General features: G+C 49.1%; 18 protein-coding genes. 17 read left to right on the forward strand and 1 reads right to left on the reverse strand.

The genetic code is table 11. The annotated features are described in order from the left end of the window. Positions 1-216: 216 nt before the first annotated feature. From gltB to FYK34_RS20110, 13 genes are all read left to right on the forward strand, one after another. Positions 217-4,665 carry a glutamate synthase large subunit gene (gltB, locus tag FYK34_RS20050; RefSeq protein ID WP_149299586.1) on the forward strand — a complete coding sequence of 1,483 codons (4,449 nt, stop codon included), beginning with the start codon at positions 217-219 and terminating at the stop codon, positions 4,663-4,665. 68 nt (positions 4,666-4,733) lie between these two features. Beyond that, positions 4,734-6,146 carry an FAD-dependent oxidoreductase gene (locus FYK34_RS20055; RefSeq protein ID WP_149299588.1) on the forward strand — a complete coding sequence of 471 codons (1,413 nt, stop codon included), beginning with the start codon at positions 4,734-4,736 and terminating at the stop codon, positions 6,144-6,146. A 321-nt stretch (positions 6,147-6,467) separates the two neighbouring features. Then, entirely contained in the window at positions 6,468-6,833 is a 366-nt protein-coding gene (locus FYK34_RS20060; protein WP_149299590.1) for a MarR family EPS-associated transcriptional regulator, read from the forward strand. Then, positions 6,830-8,275, forward strand: coding sequence for a mannose-1-phosphate guanylyltransferase/mannose-6-phosphate isomerase (locus FYK34_RS20065; RefSeq protein WP_149299592.1), 1,446 nt, complete (start codon positions 6,830-6,832; stop codon positions 8,273-8,275). The genes FYK34_RS20060 and FYK34_RS20065 overlap by 4 nt, the downstream gene beginning before the upstream one ends. Further along, on the forward strand, positions 8,276-9,244 hold the full coding sequence (gene fcl, locus FYK34_RS20070) for a GDP-L-fucose synthase (RefSeq protein WP_149299594.1): 969 nt from the start codon (positions 8,276-8,278) through the stop codon (positions 9,242-9,244). Further along, positions 9,241-10,380, forward strand: a complete 1,140-nt coding sequence (gene gmd, locus FYK34_RS20075) for a GDP-mannose 4,6-dehydratase (protein WP_331252016.1) — start codon at positions 9,241-9,243, stop codon at positions 10,378-10,380. Before fcl ends, gmd begins: the two co-directional genes overlap by 4 nt. Next, positions 10,381-11,385 (forward strand): 2Fe-2S iron-sulfur cluster-binding protein, encoded by a 1,005-nt coding sequence (locus tag FYK34_RS20080; protein ID WP_196782552.1) that lies wholly within the window; start codon positions 10,381-10,383, stop codon positions 11,383-11,385. A 19-nt stretch (positions 11,386-11,404) separates the two neighbouring features. Further along, positions 11,405-12,184 (forward strand): glucose-1-phosphate cytidylyltransferase, encoded by a 780-nt coding sequence (gene rfbF / locus FYK34_RS20085; RefSeq protein WP_149299596.1) that lies wholly within the window; start codon positions 11,405-11,407, stop codon positions 12,182-12,184. After that, positions 12,181-13,251 carry a CDP-glucose 4,6-dehydratase gene (rfbG, locus tag FYK34_RS20090; RefSeq protein ID WP_231137325.1) on the forward strand — a complete coding sequence of 357 codons (1,071 nt, stop codon included), beginning with the start codon at positions 12,181-12,183 and terminating at the stop codon, positions 13,249-13,251. Before rfbF ends, rfbG begins: the two co-directional genes overlap by 4 nt. Beyond that, the gene (gene rfbH / locus FYK34_RS20095; RefSeq protein WP_149299600.1) at positions 13,248-14,603 is read left to right on the forward strand and encodes a lipopolysaccharide biosynthesis protein RfbH; all 1,356 of its coding nucleotides are present in this window, start codon (positions 13,248-13,250) and stop codon (positions 14,601-14,603) included. The genes rfbG and rfbH overlap by 4 nt, the downstream gene beginning before the upstream one ends. A gap of 2 nt (positions 14,604-14,605) precedes the next feature. Continuing rightward, the gene (locus tag FYK34_RS20100) at positions 14,606-15,670 is read left to right on the forward strand and encodes an NAD-dependent epimerase/dehydratase family protein (protein ID WP_149299602.1); all 1,065 of its coding nucleotides are present in this window, start codon (positions 14,606-14,608) and stop codon (positions 15,668-15,670) included. A gap of 1 nt (position 15,671) precedes the next feature. Then, positions 15,672-16,490: a transketolase gene (locus FYK34_RS20105; RefSeq protein ID WP_149299604.1), complete on the forward strand. Its 819-nt coding sequence runs from the start codon at positions 15,672-15,674 to the stop codon at positions 16,488-16,490. Beyond that, positions 16,483-17,364 (forward strand): transketolase family protein, encoded by an 882-nt coding sequence (locus FYK34_RS20110; protein WP_149299606.1) that lies wholly within the window; start codon positions 16,483-16,485, stop codon positions 17,362-17,364. The genes FYK34_RS20105 and FYK34_RS20110 overlap by 8 nt, the downstream gene beginning before the upstream one ends. A gap of 1,425 nt (positions 17,365-18,789) precedes the next feature. On the opposite strand, the gene FYK34_RS21220 is transcribed toward FYK34_RS20110, so the two are convergent. After that, entirely contained in the window at positions 18,790-19,002 is a 213-nt protein-coding gene (locus tag FYK34_RS21220) for a transposase (protein WP_407923588.1), read from the reverse strand. Positions 19,003-19,493: 491 nt separating this feature from the next. Here FYK34_RS21220 and FYK34_RS20115 point away from each other — a divergent pair, with 491 nt between their 5' ends. The 4 genes from FYK34_RS20115 to FYK34_RS20130 all read left to right on the forward strand — a co-directional run bounded on the left by FYK34_RS20115 (position 19,494) and on the right by FYK34_RS20130 (position 23,900). Further along, a complete protein-coding gene (locus FYK34_RS20115; RefSeq protein ID WP_149299608.1) occupies positions 19,494-20,423 on the forward strand; it encodes a glycosyltransferase family A protein in 930 nt (309 codons plus the stop codon). After that, positions 20,395-21,255 (forward strand): glycosyltransferase family 17 protein, encoded by an 861-nt coding sequence (locus FYK34_RS20120; RefSeq protein WP_149299610.1) that lies wholly within the window; start codon positions 20,395-20,397, stop codon positions 21,253-21,255. The genes FYK34_RS20115 and FYK34_RS20120 overlap by 29 nt, the downstream gene beginning before the upstream one ends. Beyond that, the gene (locus tag FYK34_RS20125; RefSeq protein WP_149299612.1) at positions 21,227-22,777 is read left to right on the forward strand and encodes an oligosaccharide flippase family protein; all 1,551 of its coding nucleotides are present in this window, start codon (positions 21,227-21,229) and stop codon (positions 22,775-22,777) included. Before FYK34_RS20120 ends, FYK34_RS20125 begins: the two co-directional genes overlap by 29 nt. A 100-nt stretch (positions 22,778-22,877) precedes the next feature. Further along, on the forward strand, positions 22,878-23,900 hold the full coding sequence (locus FYK34_RS20130; RefSeq protein ID WP_149299614.1) for a glycosyltransferase family 10 domain-containing protein: 1,023 nt from the start codon (positions 22,878-22,880) through the stop codon (positions 23,898-23,900). The last annotated feature ends 1,635 nt before the right edge of the window (positions 23,901-25,535 follow it).

The following is a 25,535-nucleotide window of genomic DNA, read 5'->3' on the forward strand; positions in this document are numbered from 1 at the left end:
ACCGCCTAAACCCTGTCGTATTTTTGAAAATTTTCGTCTCATTAAAACAAAAAAACGACCAATATGTAGTAGTGAAATTACATATCAAAAACAATAGATTGCGCATCAAATGACTGAAATCAAATGATTGTTGCGCCGCCGCAAGCGCGCTTGCGGTTGTTGCGATCTTGCCCGTAGAATCGGATGCATCACTACAAAGTATAAACGGGCCGAGAAATGGACAGACAGCGCCGCCTGCAGGGCACATTGTATAAACCGGAATTCGAACAAGACAGCTGCGGCTTCGGCTTGATCGCGCAATTGGACGACAAACCTAGCCACTGGCTGGTGGCCACTGCCATTTCCTCGCTGGCCAAGCTGACCCACCGCGGCGCGGTGGCGGCGGATGGCAAATCCGGAGACGGCTGCGGCCTGCTGTTCAAGAAACCGGATGGCTTCCTGCGCGAAGTGGCGGCCGAAGCCGGCATCGCCCTGAAGTCAGTGTACGCCGCCGGCCTGGTGTTCCACCACTCGGACGGCGCGATAGGCGAGCGCAGCCTGGCGCGCCTGCGCGAGCATCTGGAAGCCCAGCAGCTGGAGGTGGCCGGGTTCCGCACCGTGCCGGTCGATACCTCGGCCTGCGGCGAAACGGCGCTGGCTTCCTTGCCCGCTATCTCCCAGGTGTTCGTGAACTGCCCGTTCGGCATGGATGAGCTGGCCTTCCAACGCCGGCTCTACATGGGCCGCCGCTTGGCTGAGAAAGCCAATAAGGCGGACGATGCCTGTTTCTATCTGCCCACGCTGTCGCCGCACACCATTTCCTATAAAGGCCTGGTGACGCCGGAGAACCTGCCGCGCTTCTTTCTGGACCTGGCCGATCCGCGCTTCGAGTCCAGCCTGGCGGTGTTCCACCAGCGCTTCTCCACCAATACCTGGCCGCAGTGGAAGCTGGCCCAGCCCTTCCGCTTCCTCGCCCACAACGGCGAGATCAACACGGTGCAGGGCAACCGCAATTGGGCCCGCGCGCGCGAGCGCATCATGGCTTCGCCGCATTTGGACATGGACGCTGTGCGCCCCATCGTCCAGACCGACGGTTCGGACTCGATGAGCCTGGACAATATGCTGGAAGGCCTGCTGATGGGCGGCATCCCGCTGTTCCGCGCGCTGCGACTGTTGGTGCCGCCGGCCTGGCAGAACGTGGACAGCACCGACAAGGACCTGCGCGCCTTCTACGAATTCAACTCCATGCATATGGAGCCGTGGGACGGCCCGGCCGGCATCGTGCTGACCGATGGCCGCTACGCCGCCTGCATGCTGGACCGCAATGGCCTGCGCCCGGCGCGCTGGGTGCTGACGAAGGATAATATTCTGACCATCGCCTCGGAAGTGGGCGTGTGGGATTACCGCGCCCAGGACGTGGTGCGCAAGGGCCGCGTCAAGCCGGGCCAGCTGTTCGCCGCGGACCTGGTCAACGGCGAGCTGCTGATGCCGGAAGACATCGACGCGCAGCTGAAAAGCGCCAAGCCCTACCGCCAGTGGATCAAGGACAGCGCCAAGTACCTGGAGCTGTCCATCGAGGACGACGCCGGCGTCGAACCCTTGCCCAAGGACGAGCTGGCCAAGCTGCAGAAAATGTTCAACCTCAGCCGCGAGGAGCGCGACCAGATCCTGCGCGTGCTGGCGGCGGACGGCCAGGAAGCCGTCGGCTCCATGGGCGACGACACGCCGATGGCGGTGCTTTCGCAGCGCGTGCGCTCGCCCTTCGACTACCTGCGCCAGCAGTTCGCCCAAGTCACCAACCCGCCCATCGACCCGATTCGCGAAGCGGTGGTGATGTCCTTGAACACCGTGTTCGGCCCAGAGCGCAATATGTTCGAGGAGAGCGCCGAGCACGCCAAGCGCCTGGAAGTGCGCAGCCCGGTGCTGAGCCATGAGAAGTTCACCCGCGTCACCACGCGGCCGGAGCCTTACCTGAAGGCCACCAATTTCGACCTGTGCTATGACCCGGCCGAAACCACGCTGAAAGACGCGATTGCCTGTCTGAGCCGCCACGTGGTGGAGGCGGTGCAGGAAGGGACCGTGGTGGTGGTGCTGTCCGACCGTCACGCCACCGGCCAGCGGCTGCCCATCCACGCGCTGTTCGCCACCGGCGCGGTGCATCACGCGCTGATCGACGCCGGCCTGCGCTGCAAGACCAATATCGTGGTGGAAACCGCCACCGTGCGCGACGCGCACCAGATGGCCTGCGTGCTGGGCTACGGCGCCACCGCGGTCTACCCCTATCTGGCCTACCAGACCATCATCGAGCTGGTGAACAACGGCGAAGTGGACCTGCGTCCCAATGAGGCGCTGCAGCACTACCGCAAGGGCATCAACAAGGGTCTGCTCAAGGTGCTGTCCAAGATGGGCATTTCCACTATCGCGTCCTACCGCGGCGCGCAGCTGTTCGAGGCGGTGGGCATCCATGAGGAAGTGGTGGCGCTGTGCCTGAAGGGCACCGTGTCGCGCGTGTCCGGCGCTAATTTCTCCGACTTCGAGGCCGATCAGAAGCAGTTGGCGCGGCTGGCGTTCAACCCGATGCGTGGGCTGAACCAGGGCGGCCTGCTCAAATACGTGCATGGGGAGGAATACCACGCCTACAACCCGGACGTGGTGCAGCTGCTGCAAAAGGCGGTGCAGAACGACGATTACCAGGCCTACCAGCAATACGCCGAGACGGTGAACACCCGCCCGGTGGCGATGCTGCGCGACCTGATGCAGCTGAAGCTGGCCGCCGAGCCGATTCCGCTGGACGAAGTGGAGCCGGTGGAGGCCATCGTCAAGCGCTTCGACTCGGCCGGCATGTCGCTGGGCGCGTTGAGCCCGGAAGCGCACGAGGCATTGGCCATTGCCATGAACCGCCTGGGCGGCCGCTCCAATTCCGGGGAGGGCGGCGAAGATCCGGCGCGCTACGGCACCGAGAAGATGTCCAAGATCAAGCAGGTGGCGTCCGGCCGTTTCGGCGTCACCCCGCACTACCTGGTCAACGCCGAGGTGCTGCAGATCAAGGTGGCCCAGGGCGCCAAGCCGGGCGAGGGCGGCCAGCTGCCCGGCGACAAGGTGTCCGGGCTGATCGCGCGGCTGCGCCACGCCAAGGAAGGCGTCAGCCTGATCTCGCCGCCGCCGCACCATGACATTTATTCAATCGAAGACCTGGCGCAGCTGATCTTCGACCTGAAGCAGGTGAACCCGTCCGCGCTGGTGTCGGTCAAGCTGGTGGCCGAGCCCGGCGTCGGCACCGTCGCCGCCGGGGTGGCCAAGGCTTACGCCGATCTGATCACCATCTCCGGCTACGACGGCGGCACCGGCGCCTCGCCGCTGACCTCGGTCAAATACGCCGGTTCGCCGTGGGAGCTGGGCCTGTCCGAGGCGCAGCAGGTGCTGCGCGCCAACGGCCTGCGCGGCCGGGTGCGGGTGCAGACCGACGGCGGCCTGAAAACTGGCCTGGACGTGGTCAAGGCTGCCATTCTGGGCGCGGAGAGCTTCGGCTTCGGCACCGGGCCGATGGTGGCGCTGGGCTGCAAATACCTGCGCATCTGTCATTTGAACAACTGCGCCACCGGCGTGGCGACGCAGGAAGTCAAACTGCGCTCCAAGTATTTCACCGGCCTGCCGGACATGGTGGTCAACTACTTCCTGTTCATCGCCCGCGAAACCCGCGAGTGGATGGCCAAGCTGGGCGTGCGCAGCATGGAAGAGCTGATCGGCCGCATGGACTTGATGGATGTGCAGGATGGCGAGAGCGAGCGTCAGGGCCGTCTCGATCTGGCCCCGCTGCTGTCGCAAGGCACCGTGCCGGACAGCGAGCCGCGCTTCTGCGTGTCGGACAGCAATCCTTCCTTTGATAAGGGCGAGCTGGCCGAGCAGATTCTGCAAGACGCGCTGCCGGCCATCCATAACAAGCAGATGCTGGAGCTGGCCTACCCGATTGAAAACACCCACCGCTCCATCGGCGCGCGCTTGTCCGGCGAAATCGCCCGCGTGCATGGCGCGGCCGGGCTGCCCTTCGGTTGCCTGAAAGTGAAGTTCAGCGGCAGCGCCGGTCAGAGCTTCGGCGTGTGGAACGCGGCTGGCCTGCATCTGGAGTTGGAAGGCGACGCCAACGACTACGTCGGCAAAGGCATGGCCGGCGGCCGCGTCACCATCTACCCGCCCAAGGATGCGGGCTACCAGGCGAGCGAATCCATCATCATCGGCAACACCTGTTTGTACGGCGCGACGGGCGGCCAGCTGTTCGCCGCCGGCATCGCCGGCGAGCGCTTCGGGGTGCGCAACTCCGGCGCGCTGGCGGTGATAGAGGGCGCCGGCGACCACTGCTGCGAATACATGACCGGCGGCACCGTCATCGTGCTGGGCGAGACCGGCTACAACTTCGGCGCCGGCATGACCGGCGGCTTCGCCTTCGTTTACGATCCTAACGAGAAGTTCGCCTACCGCTACAACAACGAGCTGATCGACATCCACCTGATCAACGGCGAGGCAATGGGCATGTACCGCGCCTATCTGCTGGAAAAGATCGCCAAGCACGTTGAGCTGACCGGCTCCGAAACCGGCCGCGCCATGCTGCAGAACTTCGACGATTACGTGGACTACTTCTGGCTGGTGAAGCCCAAGGCCGCCAAGCTGGAAAGCCTGCTCAAAGACTAAGCACCGCTTGCACATCCATATATATAGGGCGGCGCATGGCGCCGCCCTCCCTCGCGGGAGAAAACACAATGTCTGATGTATTCCAGTTCATGAAGCTGTCGCGCAACCCGGGCGACAAAGTTGAAGCCAGCGTTCGCAAAATCGAATTCAAGGAAATCTACCAACCGCTGAACGCGGTGGATGCTGCCGACCAGGCCGGCCGCTGCCTGTCCTGCGGCAACCCCTACTGTGAATGGAAGTGCCCGGTGCACAACTACATTCCTGACTGGTTGAAACTGGTGGAAGAAGGTCGCCTGTTCGAAGCCGCCGAGCTGTCGCATCAAACCAACAGCCTGCCGGAAATCTGCGGCCGCGTTTGTCCGCAGGACAGGTTGTGCGAGGGGGCCTGTACGCTAAACCAGGGCGGCTTTGGCGCCGTCTCCATCGGTAGTATTGAGAAGTACATTACTGACGAGGCGTTCAAGGCCGGCTGGAGGCCTGACATGTCTAAAGTAGTGTGGACCGACAAGACCGTAGGCGTGATAGGCGCCGGCCCAGCAGGTCTCGCCTGCGCAGACGTATTGGTGCGAAATGGCGTCAAGGCAGTGGTGTACGACCGTTACGAGGAGATCGGGGGGCTGCTGACTTTCGGCATCCCGGAGTTCAAGCTGGAAAAGGATGTGGTGCGTCGTCGCCGGGAGATCCTGGAGGGTATGGGCGTTGAGTTTGTGCTGAATACGGAGGTCGGCAAAGATGTCTCCATTGAAACATTACTGAAAAGACACGATGCGATCTTCATGGGCATGGGAGCGTACAAAGCCATGAAGGGCGGCTTCCCTGGTGAAGACAGCAAGGGGGTGCTTGAGGCATTGCCATATCTCATCAACAACGTCCGCCAATCGATGGGGACACTTCTGGACGGCGAGGTGGCTATTTCGATGAAGGGTAAGCGCGTATTGGTGCTGGGCGGCGGTGATACCGCCATGGACTGTGTTCGTACTGCGATACGCCAGGGGGCTAAGCGAGTGATTTGCGCTTACCGTCGCGACGAGGCCAATATGCCGGGTTCTGCGCGGGAGGTGGGTAATGCGAAAGAAGAAGGTGTCGAGTTCCTGTGGAACCGCCAGCCTCTTGCCATTGAGCCAATGATCGGAGGCACGTTAGCAGTTAAGCTGGCGGAGACCCGGCTGGGAGAACCTGATGGCAAGGGTCGCCGAAACGCGGAGATTGTGCCAGGCAGCGAAGAAATCGTAGAATGCGACCACGTTGTCATTGCGTTTGGCTTTCTGGCTGAAGCGGCGCCATGGGCAGACAAGCAAGGCATAGCCACTGCTGCCAACGGCCGCACCTTAGCTGTTGTGCACGGTGCACATAAATACCAAACCAGTAACTCTAAAGTTTTCGCCGGAGGCGATATGGTTCGCGGCGCGGACTTGGTGGTTAGAGCTGTGTTTGAGGGGCGAGAGGCTGCGGAGGGGGTGTTGGGGTACCTCGGCCTTTAATGGCGAGCGCGGAGTGCCTGAGACTGTGCTGCGCTTAACGGTTTATACCGCAAGCAAGCTTAACCCACTGCCACTCGCGCGTTGTTTTGTGCATGCGAATTGAAGAGTAAGTGTAGGAGCGTGTACGATCAGCGTGCCCAAACCTGGGGTGGATGTTTTAGGCAAGCCTGGTGATGTAGGCCTCTTGGCATCGCATTGGGTATAATGTTCAAGTTCTTACAGAACAATTTTGTTGAGTTCAAGATATTGTCTAGCTGCGGTGTAAATGGTTTTTTCCCTATACTTATGCAATAAATCATTTTGGAGTGATGTTTCTATTTTATGATAAGCCGCCAAGCAAGACTGCAGGAAGATACATACTTTAGGATTATGCGTATCCTGCAAGAAAATCCTGATCTTACTCAGCGTGAGTTGGCTGAAAGGTTGGGTATAAGCGTAGGAGGGTTGAATTATTGCCTGAAGAGTCTGATGGAAAAGGGGTTGGTGAAAATGAAAAACTTCGCTCACTCCAAGAATAAATTTGGTTACATCTATGTGCTCACTCCAAGTGGTATAGCTGAAAAGACGGCCCTTGCTCAGCAGTTCTTGCAGCGGAAAATGGATGAGTATGAGGCGCTGAGGTTTGAAATTGAGGCGCTCAAATTGGAAATGGGGAGTCTTGGTGAAAAGGAATTCAATACCGCATGATTAATGTAACTCCAGTAATTCTTTGTGGTGGCTCTGGTACGCGCTTGTGGCCTCTTTCTCGAACTGGCTTCCCAAAACAGTTTTTATGCCTGACAGGTAGCGAAAGCTTGTTCCAGCAAGCAGTTCAACGCCTGTCAGGTTTGGCTAGTGCCGATATGCAGCTTGCCCCACCATTGATCGTGGCAGGGGAGGATCATCGTTTTTTGGCGGCGCAGCAATTGCGTGAAATCGGTATCGAGTTGGGGAGTGCCTTGCTTGAGCCTGTTGGTCGTAACACCGCACCGGCGCTTACTTTGGCTGCATTGGCGGCGACGGAGGAAGGTCATGACCCGGTACTGGTTGTCACCCCGGCCGATCAGACGGTAAGCGACTTCGACGCGTTCGTGGTAGCGACGCAGACTGCGATTAAAGAAGCGGCGAACGGTGCGATCGTGATTCTGGGAGTGACGCCTGATCGTCCAGAAACGGGTTACGGTTATATTCAGATGGACAACGCCGCTGGAGGTATCCAAGCACGGACTGTCCTGCGTTTCGTCGAAAAACCGGATGCGCAAACTGCCCAAGGTTATCTGGAAGAGGGAGGTTATTTCTGGAATGCGGGCATGTTTGTGCTCAAAGCCTCAGTGTGGCTGAACGCTCTTGAGACATTTCGGCCGGCTATTCTAGCCAAAACACGTTTAGCTTGGTCTAAGCGTTCGACGGATGCGCAATTCGTTAGACCAGGCAAAGATGAGTTTGCCGGGATTCCAGCTGAATCCGTGGATTACGCTGCGATAGAACACTGTCCCGGAAGCGCTTTCCCCATCAAAATGGTGCCGCTCGATGCCGGCTGGAGTGACCTGGGGGCATGGGATGCAGTTTGGGAGGTTCTATCTAAAGACGAGAACGGTAATGCCCACGTCGGTGATGTGCTAACCATTGGTAGCTGTAATACACTCGTTCATGCAACCAGCCGGTTGGTGAGCTTGGTTGGCGTAGAGAACATCATTGTCGTTGAAACCTCGGATGCTGTGCTGGTCGCCAATAAATCGTGCAGCCAGGATGTCAAGCATATCGTCAGCGGACTCCAGAAGCAAAAGCGCGAAGAGTACGCATTGCATCGAAAAGTCCACCGACCTTGGGGTTGGTACGACAGTATCGACGAAGGCGGGCGCTTCAAGGTCAAGCGGATTCAGGTCAAACCCAAAGCTAGCCTCAGCCTGCAAAAACATCACCATCGGGCAGAACACTGGATCGTTGTAAAAGGTACGGCTGAGATTACCAATGGCGATCAAGTTATCCTCTTGACAGAAAACCAGTCGACATACATTCCACTGGGGGAAGTCCATCGTTTGGCCAACCCTGGTACTATACCGTTAGAAATTATTGAAGTGCAGTCGGGAAGTTACTTGGGTGAGGACGATATAGTTCGATTTGAAGATAATTATGGAAGAACTGTCTAAATGAATGCTCCGAAAATCTATGTTGCGGGTCATCGGGGGATGGTAGGTTCCGCCATCATCCGTGTACTCCAGGCTAAGGGCTACCAAAATATTGTTACTCGTACGCATTCGGAACTGGATCTTACAAATCAGGCAGCAGTAAGGGATTTTTTTGAGGCGGAAAAGCCAGATCAGGTGTATCTGGCAGCGGCCAAAGTCGGTGGGATTTACGCCAATAATACCTATCCAGCGGAATTTATCTACCAAAATCTGATGATAGAAGCCAATGTCATTGATGCGGCTTTCCGTAGTGGTGTAAAGAAAATACTGTTTCTTGGTTCCAGCTGTATTTACCCAAAATTGGCCCCCCAGCCGATGAGTGAAGCTGTACTGCTTACAGGCGTACTCGAAGCAACGAATGAGCCTTATGCCATTGCCAAGATTGCGGGTATAAAATTGTGTGAGAGTTATAATCGCCAGTATGGCCAATCACATGGTATAGATTATCGTAGTGTGATGCCTACCAATCTATATGGACCGGGTGATAATTATCATCCGGAAAATTCTCATGTAATTCCCGCGCTCATTTGCCGTTTTCATGAGGCAAAAATGAGCAATGCCCCAAGTGTTACTATTTGGGGTACAGGTAAGCCGAGACGGGAATTTCTATACGTGGATGATATGGCTTTGGCATGTGTTCATGTAATGAACCTCTCGACGGAGGCCTATATTGCAAATACCCAACCTATGCTCAGTCATATCAATGTCGGCTTCGGAGATGATGTTTCTATTCTTGAAGTGGCTCAAATTGTTGCCGAAACTGTAGGGTATGCCGGTACAATACATACGGATCCAAACAAGCCAGATGGTACGCCTCGCAAGCTTATGGATAGTAGGCGACTCAATACTTTAGGCTGGAAAGCAAAAGTCAATCTTGTCGAAGGACTTGCACTTGCTTACCGTGATTTCTTAGAGAAAAATTTCGCGTGACTGCTGTGGCTATGACAAAGAATAAAGTTGCACTTATTACTGGTATTACGGGCCAGGATGGTTCTTATTTGGCAGAGTTTTTATTGGAAAAAGGATACGTGGTGCATGGCATTAAGCGCCGTGCGAGTCTTTTTAACACCCAGCGAGTGGATCACATTTATCAAGACCCACACATAACAGATGCTCGACTGAAGCTTCATTATGGTGACCTCTCGGATACCAGCAATCTTGTACGTATCATTCAGGAGGCCCAGCCGGATGAGATTTACAATCTTGGTGCGATGAGCCATGTGGCAGTAAGTTTTGAAAGCCCTGAATACACGGCTGACGTGGACGCCATCGGTACGCTGCGGATTCTGGAAGCAATCCGGATTTTGGGTCTGGAAAAGAAAACGCGTTTCTATCAGGCATCAACGAGTGAGTTATATGGCTTGGTGCAAGAGATCCCGCAAAAAGAGACGACTCCTTTTTATCCGCGTAGCCCTTATGCGGTGGCTAAGCTTTACGCTTACTGGATCGTAGTGAATTATCGAGAAGCCTATGGCATGTATGCTTGTAATGGCATCCTCTTTAACCATGAAAGTCCACGTCGTGGGGAAACCTTTGTGACACGAAAGATTACCCGCGGTTTGGCAAATATTGCCCAAGGGCTTGAGGATTGTCTGTACATGGGCAACCTGGATGCATTGCGCGACTGGGGGCATGCAAAAGACTATGTGCGCATGCAATGGATGATGCTCCAGCAAGAACAGCCGGAGGACTTTGTTATTGCAACAGGTGTGCAATATAGCGTACGACAGTTCATCAAGTGGAGCGCACAAGAACTGGGCATTACTTTGCATTTTGAGGGGCAAGGTGTCGATGAAGTCGCAATTGTAGATAAAATTGAGGGCGACAAGGCCCCGGCCCTCAAAGTGGGTCAGACCGTTGTGAGTATCGATCCTCGGTACTTCCGCCCGACAGAGGTAGAGACGCTGTTGGGGGATCCCGCAAAAGCCAAAGCTAAACTTGGTTGGACGCCTGAAATTACTGTACAGGAAATGTGCGCGGAAATGGTTGCAGCAGATTTGCAATCTGCCAAGCAGCATGCCTTGCTAAAGGCCAATGGTTACGTCGTCAATGTTAGTGTGGAATAAGTGGCTACAGTGGCAATTGTTAAACTAGCAAGCGGACGTCAATTTCAAGTGGAGAAAAATACGTCTCTATTGGAAGCAGCCTCCTCTTCCGGCTTAAAGCTCCCTTATAGTTGTCGAACGGGGCGTTGTAGTTCTTGCAAAGCCAAGGTGCTGAGTGGCATCACGTCACCTCTGATGGATGAGACGGGGCTTACTTCCGAAGAACGGAAAGAGGGCTGGATATTGACCTGTGCAAGATCTGCTCAATCTGATGTTGAACTCGACATTGAAGACTTTGGCGATATCGTAGTGCCCGTGCCCAAAACTTTGCCTTGTCGTATCTCACTTATTGAGCAACTTGCATCTGATGTAGTCAAGGTTGTATTGCGTATTCCTCCAGCAGAAAATTTTAAATTTATTCCTGGTCAGTATATTGATGTAATTGGCCCTGGTGGTGTACGTCGTAGCTATTCCTTAGCGAATTCAAGCTTTGTTGAAAAAGCTCTTGAACTCTATATTCGCAAAGTGGATGGAGGCGTGATGAGCGAGTACTGGTTCAATCAAGCTAAGGTCGATGATCTTCTGCGTCTCCATGGGCCGCATGGTACTTTTTGGCTGCGAGACACTGCTAATATTGACGTGTTCTTCCTGGCAACTGGTACGGGTATTGCTCCTGTCAAGTCAATGCTGGAGTCTATCATGTACTTGCAGCCTGAGAAAAAACCACGATCAGTAACTATATTGTGGGGTGGTCGTCAGCCGCAAGATTTTTATCTTGATGTGCCCAGTATTTTTGGGGGGGGCAATTATATCCCGGTTCAATCGCGTTCGCATGAGTGTTGGACTGGTAAAACAGGTTATATCCAGCATGTGATGCTTGATTTGGTGTCTGATTGGGATAATGCATCGGTCTATGCCTGTGGGTCAGATGTCATGATCCATAGCGCTAAGAAAATACTCACTGATGCTGGCTTGCCCGCTAAACAGTTCTACTCCGATGCCTTCGTGTGCTCGGCAAGCAATTGATCGAATAGAGAGAGTCGAAATGAAAGCAGTGATTCTTGCAGGGGGACTCGGTACGCGACTGAGTGAAGAAACATCAGTTCGTCCCAAACCTATGGTAGAGATTGGTGGCAAGCCGATTCTTTGGCATATCATGAAGATGTACTCGTACCATGGAGTTAACGATTTTATTATTTGCTGTGGTTACAAAGGCTATTTCATCAAGGAGTATTTTGCAAATTATTTCTTGCATATGTCGGATATAACATTTGATATGCAAGCAAATAGTATGCATGTTCATGAAAAGCGCGCAGAACCATGGAAAGTAACATTGGTCGATACTGGTGATGATTCTATGACCGGTGGGCGGCTTGGACGTGTTGCTGATTATGTTAAAGACGAAGAGGCTTTTTGTTTTACTTATGGCGATGGTGTCAGTGATATCGATATTTCGGCGACGATTGAATTTCACCGCCAGCATGGAAAAGCTGCAACATTAACGGCGGCTTATCCTCCGGGGAGATTTGGCGCGCTGGATATTCAGAGCAGTAAGGTCTTGAGCTTCAAAGAGAAGCCAAAAGGTGATGGAGCCATGATTAATGGTGGCTTTTTTGTTCTGAGCCCAAAAGTGTTGGAATATATCAAAGGTAATAGCACTGTCTGGGAGCAGGAGCCGCTGATGCAGTTGGCTGAGGATGGGCAACTGATGGCCTATGAACACCAAGGTTTCTGGCAACCGATGGATACGCTGCGAGACAAACATTTTCTGGAAGAGCTCTGGATGAGTGGCAACGCTCCCTGGAAGAAGTGGGGCTCCAAGTGATTTCGCAGCAAATCAGGCCGGATTTCTGGCGTAACAAACGCGTATTGTTAACGGGGCATACAGGCTTTAAAGGTAGCTGGCTGTCCCTTTGGCTCCAATCAATGGGGGCTGAGTTGTGCGGCGTCTCCCTACAGCCACCCACAATACCAGCATTGTTTGATGTGGCCCGAGTAGCTGAAGGCATGGACACTCAGATTGCAGATATTCGAGACTATGAAAAAATATGCGCTATAGTCACGGATTTCCAGCCTGAGATTCTGATCCATTTGGCAGCGCAGCCTTTGGTGCGTTTGTCTTACCAACAGCCCATCGAAACCTATGCCACCAATGTCATGGGTACCGTTCATGTTCTCGAAGCTGCACGTAAGGCTGGTAGTGTTCGGGCCATCGTTAATGTCACTACAGATAAATGCTACGAGAATAAAGAGTGGGTCTGGGGTTACCGGGAAGATGAACCGATGGGGGGCTACGATCCTTACTCCAACAGCAAGGGCTGTGCCGAGCTTGTAAGTAGTGCCTACCGTAATTCCTTCCTAAAAAACGAAGGTATTGCAATGGCTACTGCACGTGCAGGTAATGTGATTGGTGGCGGAGACTGGGCGCTGGATCGTTTAGTTCCTGATATCCTTCGTGCCCTGGAAAAGCAGCAACCCGTTCAGATCCGTAATCCGCATGCCATCCGTCCTTGGCAGCACGTGCTGGAACCACTTTCCGGTTACCTTCTGTTAGCAGAACGACTGTACGAAAATGGTCAAGTCGATGCGGAAGGCTGGAACTTCGGCCCTTGCGATGAAGATGCACGCTCGGTTCAATGGATTGTGGAGCAGCTGTGCGAAACCTGGGGCCAGGGGGCTACATGGTCTTTGCAACCGGGTGATCATCCACACGAGGCCAACTATCTTAAGCTGGATATTTCCAAAGTAAGGCAACGGCTGGGCTGGTTGCCGCAATGGTCGTTGCAAACGGCGCTTTCCCGCATTACCGACTGGCACCAGGCTTGGCTGTCTGCTGCAGACATGCGCGCTTTCTGCCTTGATCAAATTAAACAATATCAGAGTGAAAAATGAATACAGTATCTACCGTTAATTTCCAGCCACAACTCGATAAACTACGTTCACAAATAAGCGAATTGGTACAGCAATATGCAGAAATTGCCTACACGCCAAAACCCTTTGTCGCCGGTCAAAGTGTGGTACCGGTTTCGGGCAAGGTTATTGGTGCGAAAGAACTGCAGTTGATGGTGGACGCCTCACTGGACGGTTGGCTGACGACGGGGCGTTTCAATGCCATGTTTGAGGAGCGACTAGCCAAATTTTTGGGTGTGAAGTACCTGATCACAGTCAACTCAGGCTCATCTGCTAACTTGGTTGCGTTCACGACACTGACCAGCCCAAAGTTGGGTGATCGTGCAATCAAGCAGGGAGATGAAATCATCGGCGTGGCAGCCGGCTTCCCAACGACGGTTAACCCTATCCTCCAGTTCGGTGCCGTTCCGGTGTTTGTCGATGTGGATCTTGCTACACACAACATTGATGCAAACAAGATTGAAGCTGCCATCACACCCAAGACTAAAGCTATCATGCTGGCCCATAGCTTGGGCAACCCGTTCAATCTGGATGTCGTTATCGCGCTGTGCAAGAAATACAACCTCTGGTTGGTGGAAGACTGCTGTGATGCCTTGGGGGCAACCTACAATGGTCAGCTGGTTGGCACCTTTGGCGATATCGCTACACTGAGCTTCTATCCAGCACATCACATTACAATGGGTGAGGGAGGGGCGGTATTTACCAACAATGCTGACTTGAAGCTGATTGCCGAATCCTTCCGCGACTGGGGGCGTGATTGTTACTGTGCACCCGGTAAAGATAATACCTGCGACAAGCGATTCTGCTGGACGAAAAAGGATCTGGGTGGCGATCTGCCCGACGGTTACGACCACAAGTACACCTATAGCCATCTGGGCTATAACCTGAAGATCTCGGATATGCAGGCCGCCTGTGCATTGGCACAGATGGATCGTGTCGAGGAATTTATCGCCAAGCGCCGTGCCAACTTCGCTTATCTGAAGAACCGGTTGTCCAGCGTTGAGCAGTTCCTGCACCTGCCGCAAGCGACGCCGAATAGCGAACCGTCCTGGTTTGGCTTCCCACTAATCGTCAAGGACAGCGCTGGAGTGAAGCGTGCCGACCTGATCAATTTCTTGGAAGAAAACAAGATTGGTACGCGCCTTCTTTTCGCCGGTAATCTGACGAAACAGCCGTACATGGCAGGGCGTAATTTCCGTATCAGCGGTGATCTGACCAACACTGATGTTGTGATGAACCAGACTTTCTGGCTGGGTACTTTCCCCGCGTTGGGGAAAGAGCAGCTTGATTACATTGCAGATAAGCTGGAAGAGTTTTTCGGGGTGAATTTCTAAGCATGAGCGGCGTACATTCCCCTTTACTCTTACCAGTTGAAGATCTTGATCATGTTGTCGACATGATAGGGGTCCGCTGGGAGAGGCTGCGTGGACAAAAGCTGCTATTGACCGGCGGTACTGGCTTTATCGGTAAATGGCTCTTGGCCACCTTCCTGCACGCTAACCGGCAACTTGGCCTGTCCGCGCGCGTTGTTGCATTGAGCCGTCGGCCAGAGTCTTTCCTCCAAGAGTTCCCCGAGTTGCGTGGAGCACCAGAGATCGAATGGCTTACTGGTGATGTGCGCAACCTCACACCAGAGATTGTTGGTGATTGCAATTTTGCAATCCATGCTGCGACTGATGTTGTTGCTACGAGCACGCAGTCCGAGATATTAGATACGTGCATAGTGGGTACGCGTCGAGTGCTGGATGCTATGTTGCCTGGAACGGCTCCAAGGCGCCTATTGCTGTTGAGTTCAGGTGCCGTTTACGGGCGTACGCCATCTGAGGTTCCGGCCATTTCCGAGAGCTGGTCCGGTGCTCCTGATCCGTTGACCTCAGCGTCAGCCTATGGTGAGGGCAAACGCGTCAGCGAGTTGCTGTGCGCGATGGCTGCAGCGGTGCGGCCAGGTCTTGAGGTGGCAATTGCTCGTTGTTTTGCGTTCGTTGGTCCGCACCTGCCACTCGACAAGCATTTCGCGATTGGTAATTTCATCGGGTCTGCAATGCGAAGCGAGGACATCCATATCCAGGGCGATGGTACGCCGTTGCGTAGCTATCTATACGCCGCAGACCTTGTGCATTGGCTATGGTTGATGTTGTTCGACGCGCCAAGTGGCCGGGCCTATAACGTTGGGGGCACTGAGAGCTTGTCAATCGGTGAATTGGCCCATCGCGTCAATGGTGTCCTAGGGGGAAAGGGGAAAGTGCGGATAGCTCAGACACCACCTCCGGGGGCTGTGCCCCAGTCCTATGTGCCATCTGTGGAACGTATTGCCATTGAGCTGGGAGTCGTACCAACTGTCAGCTTGGATGAAGCCATTCTTCGTACGGCCCTCTGGGCTGGCCAACCCTTACTGAAATGAAATGAATAGCCTTCACATTGATAGTCGTGACCTTGCCGGGCGTATGCGTGTCCAGGCGTTGCAAATGGTGCATCGGGCCAGAGCCTCTCACATCGGTTCGGCTCTCTCTATCTGCGACATCGTAGCGGTTCTTTACGGTCAGGTACTTCGTTTGGATCCGAAGCAGCCGGCAGCGCCGCAGCGTGATCGCTTCATCCTGAGCAAGGGACACGCATGCGTCGCAGTTTATGCGGCGCTAGCCGAGACCGGTTTCTTCCCCGTGGATGATCTCCTCAAGTATGGGCAGGACCATTCAGTACTGATGAACCATATCAGTCACAAGGCTTCTGGTGTCGAGTTCTCGACAGGCTCGCTTGGTCATGGCCTGCCATTTGGAACTGGCAAGGCGCTAGCGGCCAAGCGTTCGGAGCAGGACTGGAGGACGTACGTGCTGCTCAGCGATGGGGAGTTAGGCGAAGGTTCCAATTGGGAGGCGATGATGTTTGCCGCTCATCATCATCTGGACCACCTAGTGGCGATTTTGGATTACAACAAGCTGCAGAGTCTGACGACGGTTGACAAGACCTTGCGTGTCGAGCCACTGGCTGACAAGGCGCGGGCTTTTGGCTGGGCTGTTCGTGAAATTGATGGTCACAATCACTCAGCATTAGCAGAAGCGTTAGATTCCACTCCCTGGGAGCCCGGCAAACCTTCGTTCGTGATTGCTCACACCATCAAGGGTAAGGGTGTCAGCTTTATGGAAAACAGTGTCGATTGGCATTACAAGTCCCCATCGTCCGAGCAACTCGACCTTGCACTGAGGGAGCTGAATCATGCGTAATGCTTTTATTCAAGAGCTGGTGGACTTAGCCCGCCTGTATCCACAGATCGCACTGATAGTTGGTGACCTCGGTTACTCCGTCGTTGAGCCATTTGCGGAGGAGTTCCCCGACCGCTTTATCAATGCGGGTGTCGCCGAGCAGAATATGACAGGCTTGGCTGCAGGCATGGCATCAGAGGGCTATCACGTATTCACTTACTCAATCGCCAACTTCCCAACTTTCCGCTGCGCAGAGCAGATTCGTAATGATGTGGCGTACCACCAGTTGCCAGTCACCGTAGTATCAGTGGGCGGAGGAGTCGCTTATGGTGCTTTGGGCTATTCGCATCACGCAGTTCAAGACTATGCATTGATGCGCACGCTGCCTAATATGCTGATCGCTGCGCCCGGCGATCCGATGGAGGTGCGGGCCTGTATGCGTTATCTGGTCGCAAACCCGGGGCCGTCGTACTTGCGATTGGGCAAGGCGGGAGAGCCAAACTTCCATCAGGCTCCCCCTTATGTCAGCCCCGGAAGCTGGCTGAAAGTACGTGATGGTGGAACTCGACGTGCAATGCTCACGACAGGTGCGGGCTTGCAAATTGCAATGGACTGGGTTGCGCGGGATGAGTACTCTGATCGTGCAGTTTACTCGATGCCTCTATGGTCGATGTCCGATAAGGCGGCCCAAATCGAGCCGATGCGTGTTCATGAGGAGATTGTAACGCTGGAAGATCATCTCCTAGATGGTGGCTTCGGCTCCTGGCTGCTGGAGGCGAAGACACTGCAGCCGGACGTCAGTTGCATTGTGAGACCGGTGGCGTTAACTCCAGACGTATGCGGTACAGTGGGGTCACAGGCTACGTTGAATCGCCTTGGCGGCCTGCTGCTCTAATCCTAAGTGGCTCTGGTATTCAATATGAATGCTAGAGCTAAGGTAATCCAGTTAGTTCTATTTTGCATTCGTTGCTCAGCGTGTCATGCATGATGCTGTATTCGTTTGTTGCTGGTTATTCTGAAGAAGTGGTCTTGAACGGATACAATGTTAGTTCGGACATTGCTATCTTGGTTAGTAAGATTGCTCATCGAGTTTGCCAGATTTTTGAGGGGGCATGTCTGAGTACATGTTATGGGGATGCTGGGAATGACGTATCGTGTTAAATGTTCTATCTCAAACAATGGGTTGAAACGCAGTGAGTTGGGGTTGTCGAAATCGATCTTATTGGAGGATGCGATTACTTGCGTTGTAAGTTGGGATCGTGCCGGCGGTAGACAATTAATTGTTGGATAAAAGAATAGATACGATATTATTAAAATAATGCACATGAATTTATAAGCATTTCCATTTTTGGCCGGAGCGGATGAAAACACTAGTGAGATACTTATCGTAAGTACAAGCCGCATGCATGGAAGCAACATTATTCACCCGATAGAAGAATTTTTATCATTGTGGTCTAATTTTTTTCATAGTAAATAGCTTTGTTGAGATACGAGTAGGCTGAAACGAAGGTAGACTGGCAGGGCGCCTTCACCAATACGAAATGTATTGAGCTTGTTGCAATAATCGAATTGCATTGTCAAATGCATATCGGAAACCCGGGAAGTTGGCAAGTGGAAAAGCTCAATCCGTTCCAACAATCTGATACGCTGCCAATATGGACCAGTTTATAGTAAGTGGCAAACACTAGTAACATCTGCCCGTTCAGTTTTGCTCGACCGATCAGTTTAGTTTTACGAAGGCCACCCACGGTTTTCAGCCAGTAAAAGCATTCCTCTATCCGTTTGCGAGAGTGTTCGGCTGATGTGATAGTTCTCATTGCGAGTGGCTTTGTTGTCGATGGTGCTGTAAAGCCGCTTGGATCCCACATGAGGTGAGATTACCAGTTCGCGCAATCTTTTAAGAAGGCTGGCGTTTTATAGCCTTTTTCGGTGCCAACACTACTGCCGCGCTTGGCGCTGCGACGCAGCAGGCCTGCGACACCGAGATGCCCCTGATGACCCGGTTGTGGTTTTCGGTTAGGATGTGCACCATGTGACAGAGGCGGCTGCTATCCTTTTGACGCTTGCTGACCGGTCGGGATTCTGGGCCGGTGTGCGACTGGTGGGTTTGCTTGCTGCTCCTCTGGCCGCAAAAGTCGTCACCCGGATTGGCCCCCTGGGCGGCGAGGTGCCGTTATCCTTGCGTACAAAGCTTTTGTAGGAGGCCCTGGCATCGATCAGGGGAATGCTCGTCGTTGGTCAACTTGCGCCACTCGGTGAGGTTACGGACACGGATGGAAAAGTCCCGCGTAACGTCCTCGGTGAACGGGCGGTCACTGTTCTATGAGAAGCTGATATGGTTCCAGACGCGTGCATCAGCGTACAGGCTGGTAAACCGACGGAAGAAAAGGATGTAATCCAGCTGTTCGCCTTGTAAATGCTCGGCGTGAATGGAGTAGAGCACTTGCAGCAATGATGCGGGCAGTAGATGTTCCGGCGGAATCGAAGGCCGGAAATACAGGCCGTTAAAGATATCATTAATCGACTCGAGCACCTACTCAACTATCTGGAGGATCTTGCGCAGCAAGGGATCTACAGGGATTTGATTCTCGTGCAGAACGGGTTCGACTGGTTGTCGTTGCGGATGCCTCTCATGGGTTGCTTCCGTTGAGCGTTGGATGAAGGTGGCGTTTGGGCTGGAAAGAATTATACACAGGAACTCCGATGGGTTTGGTTTAGTATGGTGTCTGCGTTATACATAGTAATGTAGACCGTTTTTACGAATTGTGAAAAGGCAAATTCAGTTACTAGGGTGTTCAGCCTCATTTATGTAACGTTTTTATTTCTTACCATTGTATGATTTTATGATACAAGTTCAACAGTAAGCAATTAGTATGAATTAGTTTCCTTGTAAAAAACTTACTAACGAAGTAATTATGCAACCCTGAGTAATGTTCGTATTTCAAACGAATGTTGTTATTTCAGTTAATTTGACTTGTAATATACTTAAAATATAAACATCAGGACTAAATAGGTAATTCCATAATGGCTGATATACAATTTTATATTCTTAGTCGTGATAGGCCAAAATATATCGAGCAGACGATTCAATCAGTATTGGATGAAGGTTATGATAATGTTGAGGTAATTGTCTCTGATAATTCATTAGGATGTGAAGTTCAATTGTTGATTAGCGAGAGGTTTCCTCAGGTAAAATACATAAAAAGATTAGACTTGCCTTCAAGAGATCACTTCAATTTAGTGATAAAGGAGGCTTCGAGTGAATTTTTGGTAATGTTTCATGATGATGACATGGTTCTGCCAGGGTATTTAGAGGTATTGCATGGAGCGTTAATCAAAAATACAAAAGCTTCTGCGGTGGCTTGTAATTCTTATGTTGTTGATGAGGGGGGGATTATAACGCGGGAATTTATCGCTACTGAAATGGGCCCACGTAAGATTGAGACGCCGAAGATTCTTGCTCAGGAGTATTTACGCATATTTACAGGATCGCATCCGCCATTTCCAACGTACATGTATAGAACGTCAATGGTTAAAGAATGCATATTGAATGACGATCTTGGTGGAAAACACTCGGACTTATCCTTCCTTCTCCAAGTTCTTGCAAATGGTGAGTTAATATGGCTTAGCCATATACTTGCGAAGTATAGAGTTCACAATAGTAGTGACAGTAGTAAGGAGTCACTAGCAGATAGGAAAAGAATCTTGAACTTCCTATTAAGTTCAAAGCTGATTACAAAAAATAATTTAGATTATCATGAGTACAAAGTATATTCAGAACTAAGATGGCATTATTGCTATTGGAAAAAAGGAAAACGTAGAACGTTAAATTATTGGCGAGCAGCGCAGGGTTCAATTTGGCGATTATGTAATCTCTTGATTAATCGACCGAAAATAATTTCGACTCTATATAAAAAGGTTACATATGTTTTACGATTGCAGTCCTTTCAATAATGAGAATTTAATTGCAAAAATTAAAATTAATGAAAACAAATCGAGTGGCATTCATACTTGTGTGACAGAGTCAAATAAGACATTCCGCTATGATAATAAAAACTACGCCTTTTCACTTGAGTGCGATAATTCTTATTTAACATATCATAAAGTTGACGGTAATCAGCTTTTTGTAGGTAAAAAAATTCGAATCTCGAGAAAACCATGGTTTATTAAGTACGATGTAAACCCGTGGACAAATGAGGCCATACAAAGAAATTTAGCATGTTCATTTTTAGATGTGAAGGATGATGACACAATTATACTGTCAGATATTGATGAAATTATTGATCAGAGAGTTTTTCCTGACCTTATAGAATTAACGAAGAAGCATGGAATTATAACAATTGGACTTCGCTTCACGCTCTTTTACCTAAATTTATTTTCAAAAAATTGGCCAGGGCCTGAGCGTTATTCATATCGAGTTTTTTTAATGACTGGTAAAGTATTTAAATCATTAAAGATGACATCTGATCAGTTAAGGAAAAAGGGGGAGGCTGGAAAATTAATAAATGAGATTTATTGCCATGATGGATACTCGGGTTTTCATCATTCTTGGCTAGGAGATATTGATTTCGTTAAAAATAAACTACTATCATATGCGCATTCTAAAGACGACCATGTCGGAAGCATATTTATGCCGAATGGTGATGTGGATATGTGTAGTCTAAAAAAATATATATTAGGAGGTAAGTCTATATTTCCGAATCATCAACTTTATGTTGATGATTCAGTCCCACAGTTAAATTCTATTGCCAAAGACCATGAATCATTTACGCAATATTTTATATAAAATAATTAACGGCACATTGTCAGGCGGTATTATATTTGGTGTCTTGGCACTTGTTTTAACTAATGCAATCAATGTAGTACTACATCCACTTTTATTAAATTTCTTTGGACTACATTATTATGGGGCATGGACATTAATCAACACAGTATGCACATACATTGCACTTAGTAACCTAGGAATACCTTCGTCATTGACTGTATTGTCTCATGTTCCTTTGTTTGAGAAGTTGAAGATAAAATTAATTTGGAATTCACTATTCCTGTTGATTATTGTTTCATTATTTTTAACTATAGCTCTGCTAATCGTAAGTTATTTTAATGGTGAACATTATATCTTAATGGCGCTAGGTGTTAATGGTGATAATGTAATATATAAGCTATTAATTGCTTCACTTGCAGTATTGCTTGCTAAGTTTCCGATTCAAGCCTTAATAACGTCGTTTAATATCTACCAAAGGCAAATTCCAGGGAAAGTATTTGATATTTTATTTTCTGGCATAACGTTGCTTAGCTTTATAATATGTTACGCAAGAAAATTAAGCATTGTAGATTATGTTTGGATTATATTTTCATTAAATTTAGTTATTTTCTTTGGCATTTACTTCTATTTTAGAAAAACAATTAAGAAAGTGAATTTTTTTGACTTCTCATACTTCGATAGTCAATTTGCTGCAAAAATTTTAACTGGAGGTGCAGGATTCTTAATACTGGGGTTGCCAGTAACTCTTGGGTGGTCCGTTGATAATTTAATAATTTCACACTACCTAGGATTAAATGAAGTTGCAAATTTTTCATTTGCAACTAAAATTCTATTGATACCATATGGTTTTTTGAACTTGTATTCTGTCTCCCTATTTAGTATCTACGGGCACAAATATGCACAGGGATTATTTAAGTGGATTGCGGCATCATATAAAAAGGGACTTCATTTACTAACATTATTAAACGGCTATATTTTATTACTAGCCCTAGTTTTCAGTGATAATATAATTAAGCTATGGACACACTCTGCCTTAATTAATATAGATCCATACCTGCTTATGGCGCTCACTTTTTACGTTTTTTCATTGCCTTCTGTTAATCAGTCCTCGGCATTGCTTACAGGATTAAATCAAAAAAAAGAGACAATATTTTTCTCATACATAGAGCTTACGCTTCATATTGTTTTATCGATCATCTTAGTAAAATTAATGGGAATAGCAGGGATTGGTGTTGCAATGGCCATCTCATCAATTGCTGTGCCATATTTATTTCTGCCGCTTATTCTTTCTTCTAAATACTCCTGGTTTAGTTATAAGGATTCCTTAATTTCATTTAAAATGTTGTTTCTGTCATTTTCTCCCGCAGTAGCATTGGTATATATATTTAATAGTTACCTCTTTATGAACGGATTTTTCATTTATAAAATAATAACATTTGTTTCTGCTATAAGTATATTTACCATCTTATCATTTGTACTGTGTAATAATCGAGCTATTGCAGACTTAAAAAAATTATGGAGTGAAAGAAGTCATGCTAAATAAATTATTTCAATAGGCAAGATGGCTATTGAACTTTTTATAGTCAATGACCATAGTGGTTTTCACGGCATGTTATTACGCTTAAGTCAGGTAAAGCTTTGAAATGATCAAGATTCTAATAAAGCATGCTCCAAATATTTGCAAAGAAATTCTAGAAAGGCAAATACCTGATTCATGGGGTATGAATTGGGGGGGGGTGGGTTTTACTTTTGATGAGAGTGAGGCATATGATTGGGTTGCAGTTATGCATCACTCTGCACTACAAGAGCGATTTATTTCACGCGTCCCTAAAGAGAGATGTATATATATATCAATGGAACCATGTGAAAATCTTTGTAATGTTAGCCCACACTTTATAAGTCAATTTGGTGTAGTTATCGCATCAGATGAGAAAATAATTCATCCTAATTTAATTCATTGCAATGTCCATACATGGTGGGTTGGTTTGTCTGTTGTAATAAATAATGGACGGCATAACTTGATGTTAAATTCAGGGAAAGATTTCAACTTTTTTGAGAATTACCCAGAAGTAAGTCAATATAATAAAGCCTGCATTATTTCAAGTGGGAAATCAATTTTTCCTGGGCATGAAAAACGAAATAAATTTATAGAGGAAATCAAAAAATCAAGAATTGGTGATTTAATTGATATTTATGGCCATGGTGGAATGAGATTTGATGATAAGCTCGATGTGATAAAAAGATATAAGTTTTGTATCGTTGTTGAGAATGGTCGTCATAAGGGATACTGGTCAGAAAAGCTTGCCGATACTTTTCTTAGTGGCTCTAGACCAATCTACTATGGCTGTCCTGACATACACGAATTTTTTCCAGAAAAATCTGTTTTATCAATTGACATTGAGAAGATCGAAGGCGTAATAGAGATAGTCGATGAACTAATATCAGGGAAGTTGAAATATTTTGATCAAGATGGGCTTAAGACTGCCAAGGAGAGAATACTTTACAAGTATAATTTTTATAATTTAATTGCAGAATACTGCCAGTCTAAAGACTATGAAGAATTTGGAGAAGTAAAGTTATTTCCGAATGTTAAGTTTTATAGAGGAAAATTTTATTATTTTTTAAAATCAACGTATATGAAAATTAAAAAAATACTCTTCAGGTGAAGAAGAGTATTCATCTGGCAACTCTATGGTATTTAAATATTTTTTATTTAGCATATTGGTTTGTTCATAAATTTTGGAAACGTTAGTGATAGGATGTACAAGGTTAAATTCTTATTTATCGAATCGCATAAAAAAGTCATTTTATAGCTTAGTGTGTTTCACATGATAGGCCCGCAAAATAGATGCGATGAGGCATAGTGATCTGAGCAGAAGAAGCATGCAAGCTATAGTGGTAATAAACCAGAATACCTGCGGATGTGTAGAATTTAGACATATATAATGCGCCATCTTTGATGGGACAGGATGATAAGTAATAAAAGTTTATGTATAGAGTGACATGCGGCATACACAGAATTTATTTTGTTGCCTCAGAAATTTATTCTATTTGATAGTATTTAATGTGCACTATGCATTTCGTAAAATCCTGTCGAAATAATTAAAACAAGTTCTGTCGTCTCTCACAGCCATGCTCTATATAAATCTTATCATATCTACATAATTGACCTTGTGTTTATATGAGTGCAGTGAGATTTATTTTCAGCTAATAGCTACGCAAGCAAAAAATAAGATAGGCAGTTCGACTGTTCAACTAACTCAGGAAATTAGGCTATATATTAAGTTAGCCCCCTCTGTTTGTCGTTCATCAGAGTAACTTTAAGGCTGAAGCATAGTGTGTTAGCAATCGATTGCCACAAGAGAAAGAATCGACTGGATTGGCATTAACAGAAGCTTTAGATCCTCATTGTTGCCCATGTGAAGATATAATTTCTTATCATTTTACAGTTCTTGCATATGCTTATTCTCAGTAGAAAGCGCCAGAATTTTACTTGTGTCAACACTAATTTGAGACGATCTGGACCTTAACTGTTTAGCTGGTATTTTGCATACACCACTACCGACCAGGCTATGATAAGGAGATGGGCGCAAGCACGTTCGAGAAAAATGCCAAGCAGCATTAGACAACTCAGCAGTCGGAGTGTGCGTCAGTCAAGTTGACCGTAAATCGCATCAGAGTGGTTAGGCATGTGACAAGCAATGGCTGGCGAAAGATACTGGAAACAGTGGCCTGCTTGTCAAACATAGCGACGTTTACGTTTAGCTATGACGGAGAACAAACGCCTGTTAAATGTGCTGTTGCGATAGGCTCTGGGCATGTTGCAATTCGATGGTTCAACCTGATCATGCAGTCGTAAGCCTTGTGCTGAGCCAGTTCTGCTATCATCATAGCCGAATATCGTTAGCAGTGGTTCTTAGTTCACTTAGTGATTGATGCCAAAGAACTGGAAATTCGAACTATTGAGGGGGAAACGACGTTGATGGCGCACCTATCCCGCTTCCATTGAATACTACAGTTGAAATGATGTGGTCAGATGGCTTTTTTACCTAAAAGCTTGTTACCATAATACTTGTGGGTTGAGTACTATACTGGTGTGTACGGCAGTAAAAAAGAGAAGGCTTGGAGTCGAAAATTTACAGAAAATATAGAACGGATTGCCGCAATCGTGCAAGCAAAGGCTTAGGGCGACTAATCTGATAATCATTGATAGCCATCTTCTCAGCCCGGTTGAAATGAAGATCTAATTTCCTAGAGTAGAGCATGTTTAGTCGAGTAATGGTATCCGTGTTGATCAGCAG

The organism is Chromobacterium paludis (genome assembly GCF_008275125.1).
Taxonomy (GTDB): domain Bacteria; phylum Pseudomonadota; class Gammaproteobacteria; order Burkholderiales; family Chromobacteriaceae; genus Chromobacterium; species Chromobacterium paludis.